We start from the raw sequence: 9,048 nt of genomic DNA, 5'->3' as shown, positions 1-9,048 counted from the left end.
TTATTGAATTTTCAATATATAAAGATCTCCATCATACGAGTTATTTACGTTAGAGAATAAGCTTTGTTTAGCTTCTTCAAGATTGTCATGTCTCTTTAAGTATACGTATATATAGTTGTCTTTTGGGTTCCTGAAATATTGAGGCTCTAATCCTTGAGCTCGTAGCTTCGCCATTCCTCTTTCAAAGTAATTTTCTCTTTTGAAAATATTAGTAATCAGATAATATCCATTTTCAATATTATGTCCTCCGATGTACGATAAACTCTCTGTTAATACTGTATCATCCTTAACCGTATCTTTGATGAGTCGAGTTTCTTGTAATAGCTTTTTATAGGATTCTACTCTACTCTTAGCAATGTGTAATATCCACATATCACCAAAGTATCTATTATCAATATTATTTAAATACTTTTCTGTCGCCTCATCCTTGTTTGTATAGCTTTCTATAGCTACATACTGGAATTGATTTTCTGGATTAAGTATTATTTTAGAGTCGTTAAATCCTAAATCTTTTAATGTACCTGAGAATTTATCAGCATATGTTCCTCCCTTAAATACATTACCAATTAAGTAATATCCTTCTGGGTATCCCGGTATAAATTTGGTTGCAATTTGAGCCTCAGGTCTTGTTGTTTCAGCAAATTTTACAAATCTATTTCTAGCTGTCAATCTTTTAGAACTGGCAGGATCTGCTTCTTTTTTAGCCTCATCTGCATCATCATTCATACTAACAAGTGATTCTAAAAGCTTGCTAAATTCACGTTTATCTACATTTAAGCTGGTCGTTAATAATGAGTCTCGACGAGCAAATATCTTGCTTGTGATTCGACTACTATTATCTAATTCTTTCTTAATCTCATCTAATCCTTCTTCGTTTGTAGTAGCTGCTGCTTTTGCTGCCTCATCTGCCAACCTCTTCTCTTCTGCTAAACGAGCTGCCTCTGCCGCTGCTTCCGCTGCTGCTTCATCTGCCAATCTCTTCTCCTCGGCTAAACGAGCTGCTTCTGCCGCTGCTTCATCTGCCAATCTCTTCTCCTCGGCTAAACGAGCTGCTTCTGCCGCTGCTTCATCTGCCAATCTCTTCTCCTCGGCTAAACGAGCTGCTTCTGCCGCTGCTTCATCTGCCAATCTCTTCTCCTCGGCTAAACGAGCTGCTTCTGCTGCTGCTTCATCTGCTAATCTCTTCTCCTCGGCTAAACGAGCTGCTTCTGCTGCTGCTTCATCTGCTAATCTCTTCTCCTCGGCTAAACGAGCTGCTTCTGCCGCTGCTTCATCTGCCAATCTCTTCTCCTCGGCTAAACGAGCTGCTTCTGCCGCTGCTTCATCTGCCAATCTCTTCTCCTCGGCTAAACGAGCTGCTTCTGCTGCTGCTTCATCTGCTAATCTCTTCTCTTCTGCTAAACGAGCTGCTGCTGCTTCATCTGCCAATCTCTTCTCCTCGGCTAAACGAGCTGCTTCTGCTGCTGCTTCATCTGCTAATCTCTTCTCTTCTGCTAAACGAGCTGCTGCTGCTGCTTCATCTGCTATCTTTTGCTCTGCCACTTCACGTTCTAACTGTCTTTGAGCAGCTAAACGCTCTTCTTCTACTTTTTGCTCAGTAACCTCACGTTCTAGTTGTTTTTGAGCAGCTAGACGTTCTTCTTCTGCTTTTTGTTCTGCTTCCTCACGTTCGAGCTCTTTTTGAGCAGCTAAACGTTCTTGTTCCGCTGCCTCCGCTTCACGTGCTTCTTCTTCTGCGGCGATTCTTTCTTCTTCTGCCTTTTGTTCTGCTACTTCACGCTCTATTTGTCTTTGAGCAGCTAAACGTTCTTCTTCCGCCTTCTGTTCTGCTTCTTCACGCTCTATTCGTCTTTGAGCAGCTAAACGTTCTTCTTCTGCGTTTTGCTCTGCTTCTTCACGCTCTATTCGTCTTTGAGCAGCTAAACGTTCTTCTTCTGCGTTTTGCTCTGCCTCTTCACGCTCTACTCGTCTTTGAGCGGCCAGACGTTCTTCTTCTGCTTTTTTGTTTAGTAATTTTACTTCTTCTGCTCGTTGTAATTCTAACTCTCTGGCTGCTTTGGCTTCTTTCTCCCTAGCTTCTGCTATTGATTTTTCGAGCTCACTCATTGCCTTTTGTTCCTGGCTTCGAGAATCTCCTTGTTCTTCTTGTAATTCTCTTATTAGTTTATTTTGTTCAAGAATTTCCTTCTTAAGTCTTCTAATTTCAGAATCTCTTTCTTCATATGCTTTTTGAGTACTTGATTTTGATTTACTTCCCCTTCTTCTTCTTGGTCTTTCTTTCTCAAAATTATATGCTAAACCCACCTCGTGACTTGCTCCGAAATTACTAGTATCTCCAAATCCCGTTTCATAGGTATATCCAACCGAAATATTAGATGTAATATTTCCTCCAATACCCAATGAAGCTCCGTAAAAACTATTATACCCCGCTTGAGCCCAACCTAGTGCAGGTAATTCAACAATAACATTACCTCCATATCTAAGATTTGAATCTGCGCCCGAATCAGGTAACATATTGGCATATACCATTCCTCGTATCATCTTGTCTGACCTTCTTTCTAAGCTTGTAGTATACATAACATGACCAGTAAAAGCCATATTATCTGTCAATAGCTCACTACCAGTTAGATTATAAGCCACAAGATTTGATACAGAAACCCCAACATCAAATTCTGTATAATTAAAGTTAACGCCAGGAGTTAATTGAAAAACTGAGCTATTCTCATAGTTAAGAATAACCGGATCGCTTACTTCTACTCCATTATTTAAAACAATGCTTGTTGCTGAATCAATGTTAGACTTAATTCCGCTTTGCGAAAAGCCGAGATTTAAACCAAACGTGAAGTTCATATCTCTGTTTAATTCGATATTATATGCAAAGTTCGCTATACCACCAAAATACCTGTAAATACCTTCATTTTGTTGATGCAAACCAATAGAAACACCTATTTTTTCGTCAAAATTTGAGGTATAGTTAATTAAATACGTCTGAGGATTATCATTAAATGAAGCCCATTGTGTTTTATTATAAACATTAATAGACTTTTTGTTTTCGCGAACCAAAGAAAAGGTAGGGTTAAAATAAAAACGGTTATATTTTACCAAAGTATGAGTAGGAATATCCGTAGGAAGAATACCATAAGTAGTGGTACTTTCATCCTGTCCCCTAAGAAGGTTAAAGGATATACATATGATTATTAATAGTAATTTTCTGGCCATAAAATTATCTCATTACCGTTATCGAACCTTTTCTGACTACGGAATTATTTTTGGTGATTATATAATAATAAAACGGGTCCTGACCCGATGATTTCGAATTCTCTCGGGGCCAGTTATTCTGATAACTTGATGATGTAAAATCAACCTGACCTCGTGCGTTATAAATCGTAACCTCTACTGCTTGCTGATTAAACAAACTCGGAGGAAGCAACCAATTATCATTGATACCATCACTATTGGGCGTAACTACATTGGGAATAATCTCTGAAGAACCCGCAACATCTGAAATACTGAGTATCTCGGAATCTATAACACAATCCAATAATGTAATCCTAACAAAGTAATCCCCTATAGTATCTATCTCTATAGAACTTGTTCCCTGACCACTTATAACTGTAGAACCATCTACCAAAGATTGGTTCTCGCCGTCTACAACTATAAACCACTCATAAGCATAATTACTACTCTCGGGAACACTTAATGTAGAGGTCTCTCCAAATGGAATAAATGCCGGGGAAGCTTCTATTACCACAACGTCTGATAAAAACTCAACCGTTAGATCATTAGATCGAGCAGTAGGAAATGTAGTGCCTCGTAAAGTGGCTTCTAAAGCATAAACTTCACCTATGTTAGACTCATTAACTGTAAATGTCGTTTCGGTAACTCCCGTAGACTGACTGCCTAAAAACCATTCAAAATCAAATAATGAATATTGATCGGTGGTAATAGGAACCTCTGTACCACTAGAAGTAATACCAAATAAATTCTCTAAACCCAAAGTACCGGTATCCGCATCACAATCTAACAAAGTAGAAATCTGGGTTCTAAACCCTACTGGCTCAAAAACCTCGGTAGTAGCCTGAAGAGTATCCATACATGCATCGTTTGCAAAGACATCTACACGATACACTCCTGGGTTAGTGACATCAAAAGACAAAGCTCCCGGTGTATTAACCGCGAGCGGACCTTGAACACTTATTCCGTTCCTAAACCATTCTACCGTACTGCCAGCAACAGGAGCATTGGTCGTAATAGACAAAACCAACGTAGGCTGGGTAGGTAATAACATAATCTGGGGAGGAGGCTGGGTTAAAATATCTGAACCCAAATTAATAACCTCGACGGGAGCAGTAGTTATATTACATGTTGGAGTTCCTGTAACTCTAACGGTGTAAATACCAGCAAAATTACTCGCCGGTAAAATCTCTGATGGACCATTAAAATCCGGTATCAAAACATCATCCTTAAACCATTCATAAGTGAATCCCGGGTCGGTAACACTAGTGGTTAATATTTTTACATCACTGGGGCAAAAGGATTGTGGCGAAGGTTCATTGATCCGTACTGTTGTATCGTTAAAATCAATAACTTCTACTGTTGCCGAATCAAAGTTAAAAGAAGGATTACAGCTTCCGAAATTGACTTGAACTGTATAAGTTCCAACTTGTGTCACATTTTCAAGAGTATTACCTGATTCACCAGGAATCACTGTGCCATTAAAAGACCAAATATATTCTGGAAAATCTCCAGGTAAGGTTGTCAATGTTGCCGATTCTCCAACGCACAATGCTACTGTGTTAGCTTCAATATTCGCTCCAGTTAATGTAACACCCTGAGAAAAATCAAAATAGTAAATAGGAATATTTTCTTGTACTGCACTTAAAATAGAACTTGCAGGGACATTAACTCGTAAACTATAATTCTCGCCTCGTAAATCTGTAGGAATAGGAAAAGAAGGAAATTCGATATCTCCTCCTGGAGGAATCGCGATAGGTGTAGTAAATCGTGTTAAAACTCTGGTAACATCATTAGAAAAAACACCATTCTCATCAGATAATTCTAAAACAAACTCTGTACCTGTAGCAAATAAAATGTTTGCCTTGGCTATAGCTTCTCGATTGGGAGTATTTTGATTTACACAGAGTATTGTAGCAGTAGATCCGCTAATAGAAAATAATGGAGCACCAATATCCTGAGCAGTAGCTTTCAAAGAAGAAAATAGAAAGCCTGTCACTATAGCAATTAATGATATGAGGTTAAGTTTTTTTTTCATGATATCACACTTACGATTAAGGTGAATATACTATATTAACTTTGCGATTTGGGGCGCTTGTTAATAATATTGTTAATATATTTTTTACCAAGACATAAAATTATAAATTAAATGTTTATATCAAACTAAAATTTAACTTTTTTTTGTAATAATTTTCTGACCTTTTATTACTTGTTCTATTTTAACTAAAACAAATACGATCCTAAAAAACATTTCAATATACATAAAATTTTGTTAATCAATGTCTTGAGCTATTGTAAAAAATCATTTCAAACTGATAAAAAAGGTTTAAATCTCCCCTATTTTCATAAAAAAACCGGAAGAATTTCGTATAAAAATCATATTATTTGTACGTTTTTGGGCGTATTTTCCATACGCTAAATGTTCTAAAAAAGGTAATTTTTCTCGATTAAGTGTAAAAAACAGCATTAAGTTTTTGGTCATAGAAAAACGATATTATAGAAAAAATTAGAAAAAAACCTTTTCCAAACAACTTATATTTCTTTAAAATCTTTTTTTAGAAAAATCATAAAACTACTACTTCATTATTGTTATCGAACCTTTTCTGACTACGGAATTATTTTTGGTGATTATATAATAATAAAACGGGTCCTGACCCGATGATTTCGAATTCTCTCGGGGCCAGTTATTCTGATAACTTGATGATGTAAAATCAACCTGACCTCGTGCGTTATAAATCGTAACCTCTACTGCTTGCTGATTAAACAAACTCGGAGGAAGCAACCAATTATCATTGATACCATCACTATTGGGCGTAACTACATTGGGAATAATCTCTGAAGAACCCGCAACATCTGAAATACTGAGTATCTCGGAATCTATAACACAATCCAATAATGTAATCCTAACAAAGTAATCCCCTATAGTATCTATCTCTATAGAACTTGTTCCCTGACCACTTATAACTGTAGAACCATCTACCAAAGATTGGTTCTCGCCGTCTACAACTATAAACCACTCATAAGCATAATTACTACTCTCGGGAACACTTAATGTAGAGGTCTCTCCAAATGGAATAAATGCCGGGGAAGCTTCTATTACCACAACGTCTGATAAAAACTCAACCGTTAGATCATTAGATCGAGCAGTAGGAAATGTAGTGCCTCGTAAAGTGGCTTCTAAAGCATAAACTTCACCTATGTTAGACTCATTAACTGTAAATGTCGTTTCGGTAACTCCCGTAGACTGACTGCCTAAAAACCATTCAAAATCAAATAATGAATATTGATCGGTGGTAATAGGAACCTCTGTACCACTAGAAGTAATACCAAATAAATTCTCTAAACCCAAAGTACCGGTATCCGCATCACAATCTAACAAAGTAGAAATCTGGGTTCTAAACCCTACTGGCTCAAAAACCTCGGTAGTAGCCTGAAGAGTATCCATACATGCATCGTTTGCAAAGACATCTACACGATACACTCCTGGGTTAGTGACATCAAAAGACAAAGCTCCCGGTGTATTAACCGCGAGCGGACCTTGAACACTTATTCCGTTCCTAAACCATTCTACCGTACTGCCAGCAACAGGAGCATTGGTCGTAATAGACAAAACCAACGTAGGCTGGGTAGGTAATAACATAATCTGGGGAGGAGGCTGGGTTAAAATATCTGAACCCAAATTAATAACCTCGACGGGATTTGCCGAAATAGAGCACCCTTCTAGAGTTCTTATGGTTACTGTATATACACCTGCAAAATTACTTTCTGGTAAAGTAACTGTATGGTTATCAAATTCGGGAATTAATACTCCATCTTTAAACCATTCATAAGTGAATTCTGGAAATTTTAAAGAAGTACTTAATATTTTGACATCACTAGGACAAAATTGTTGTGGTGAGGATTGTTCAATAGTTATAGAAGTAGTATCAAAATTAATAACTTCTATTGGTTTTTGATTTTTATCACCGAGCGTACTATTCTCACAAGATCCAATATTAAAAATAACTTCATATACTCCTGTTTGAGTTACATTTTCAAGAGTACTATTTGTTTCTCCGGCGATCGTTACTCCATTAAAAGTCCATTCATATTGTGGAAAATCATCTGGAGTTGCAAATAAGGTTGTAGACCCACCATTACAGACTACGACTATATTTGCATCTTTATTTGGTCCATCCAAATCTATTTGTGAAAAATCAAAATAGTAAATAGGAATATTTTCTTGTACTGCACTTAAAGTAGAACTTGCAGGGACATTAACTCGTAAACCATAATTTTCTCCTCGTAAATCTGTAGGGATAGTAAAAGAAGGAAATTCGATATCTCCTCCTGGAGGAATCGCGATAGGTGTAGTAAATCGTGTTAAAACTCTGGTAACATCATTAGAAAAAACACCATTCTCATCTGATAATTCTAAAACAAATTCTGTACCTGTAGCAAATAAAATGTTTGCCTTGGCTATAGCTTCTCGATTGGGGCTATTTTGACCTATACAGAGTTTCTGTATTAGGCTTGGTGTACCTTGAAAAGTAAAAATTGGAGGATCAATTTCCTGAGCTTCTGCTCTTAACGATAAGAGCAGGACAATAGTAACAGTTAATGCTAATAAATTGTATTTTTTTATCATAATATCACATTTATGATCAAATAGTAGTAGAATAATTATAGGGTTGTCTACAGAAAATGATGAAGTGCATTTCCCGATTTTTAAAGCACTAGCAGATAGTACAACAAAACATATAATAACAAAGACTATTCATGGTTTTAGATTTTAAGATTATTCCTACAAATTTATAAGGAAATCTTTCTTCCAATAAACTATAAAGCGTTAATTTTTTGTTATTTAACAATTTATAATCATTTGACAATCAGGTAATTAGTTTAGTGTTTTGTTTTTTATAATCAACACATTATGAGTAGATTAGTTCCTAAATAATAGACAAAAAAGTATGTATTTGATTAATTGAAGTGATAATAAGAAAGACATTTTTACAAGTACAATATCGCAAGAAATCCAATATAATCTACCTACAAAAATGATAGATTCACACTCACGTATGATATTAAAATGAGTTTTTAGGCATTAAAAAACCCTCGTTGAGTATCAACGAGGGTTTTTTAATGTTTTAAAGAAAACTACTCTTTTGTTTCAGTAGTTGTAGTATCTCCTCCGTTTAATGCCGTAAGAATCTTATCTGTAAGGTTTAATTCTTCTTTACCATACAGGATATTACTGGTTTCTGTATCTCCGTAGATATAAGTATATCCATTTTTCTTACCATAATCCTCAATAAAACTCTTCACCTTACCTATAATAGAATCTATCTCTACTTGACTTCCTTGTTGAATCTCTTGCATTTTAGCTTGCTGCTCTCTTTGTAAACCTTGTTGTTTAACCATAAGCTCTTGCTCTTTCTTTTCTCTATTGGCAGCAGACATAGATTTCATAATATTTTTATATCCTTCTACCTCAATCTGAAATTGTTTTGCTTTTTCTTCAAGTTCTGCACGCACTTCATTATTACGTTTAGTCCATTTTTCTTGCGCTGCTTTCATCTCTTTAAAATCAGAAACAACTTTGGTGTTATTTACATAACCCGTTTTTTCTATTTGTTGATTACAAGAGGCTAAAATTAATAGTGCACTTGCAACCCATACTATTTTTCTCATTTTTCAAAAATTTAATTCTGAGCAAAAATATCAAAGTTCGTGCGATGTTATTCATTATATAGTCGTAAAAAACCATATATAAGAAAAAACAATTAATTAATTAGTTTTAATAAGAAAAAACTATTAAAAATAGATAAAAATAAA

General features: G+C 35.9%; 4 protein-coding genes. All 4 read right to left on the bottom strand.

The window, feature by feature from the left end; all coding sequences use genetic code 11:
* Complete coding sequence (locus NNH57_RS17075) at window positions 1-3,219, bottom strand: PorP/SprF family type IX secretion system membrane protein (protein WP_254504202.1); 3,219 nt, start codon at window positions 3,217-3,219, stop codon at window positions 1-3.
* A gap of 4 nt (window positions 3,220-3,223) precedes the next feature.
* A complete protein-coding gene (locus NNH57_RS17070) occupies window positions 3,224-5,272 on the bottom strand; it encodes a T9SS type B sorting domain-containing protein (RefSeq protein ID WP_074410436.1) in 2,049 nt (682 codons plus the stop codon).
* A gap of 537 nt (window positions 5,273-5,809) precedes the next feature.
* Window positions 5,810-7,861, bottom strand: a complete 2,052-nt coding sequence (locus NNH57_RS17065; protein ID WP_108808242.1) for a T9SS type B sorting domain-containing protein — start codon at window positions 7,859-7,861, stop codon at window positions 5,810-5,812.
* A 509-nt stretch (window positions 7,862-8,370) separates the two neighbouring features.
* Window positions 8,371-8,904, bottom strand: a complete 534-nt coding sequence (locus NNH57_RS17060) for an OmpH/Skp family outer membrane protein (RefSeq protein ID WP_108808243.1) — start codon at window positions 8,902-8,904, stop codon at window positions 8,371-8,373.
* Between the last annotated feature and the right edge of the window lie 144 nt (window positions 8,905-9,048).

The organism is Aquimarina spinulae (assembly GCF_943373825.1).
Taxonomy (GTDB): domain Bacteria; phylum Bacteroidota; class Bacteroidia; order Flavobacteriales; family Flavobacteriaceae; genus Aquimarina; species Aquimarina spinulae.
Note: the sequence above shows the minus strand (reverse complement) of the source record. Positions and strands in the feature narration are given on the sequence as shown.

Coding starts and splice junctions, on each gene's coding strand:
- NNH57_RS17075 (WP_254504202.1), bottom strand. CDS start 3,219: ATGGCCAGAAAATTACTATTAATAATCATATGTATATCCTTTAACCTT.
- NNH57_RS17070 (WP_074410436.1), bottom strand. CDS start 5,272: ATGAAAAAAAAACTTAACCTCATATCATTAATTGCTATAGTGACAGGC.
- NNH57_RS17065 (WP_108808242.1), bottom strand. CDS start 7,861: ATGATAAAAAAATACAATTTATTAGCATTAACTGTTACTATTGTCCTG.
- NNH57_RS17060 (WP_108808243.1), bottom strand. CDS start 8,904: ATGAGAAAAATAGTATGGGTTGCAAGTGCACTATTAATTTTAGCCTCT.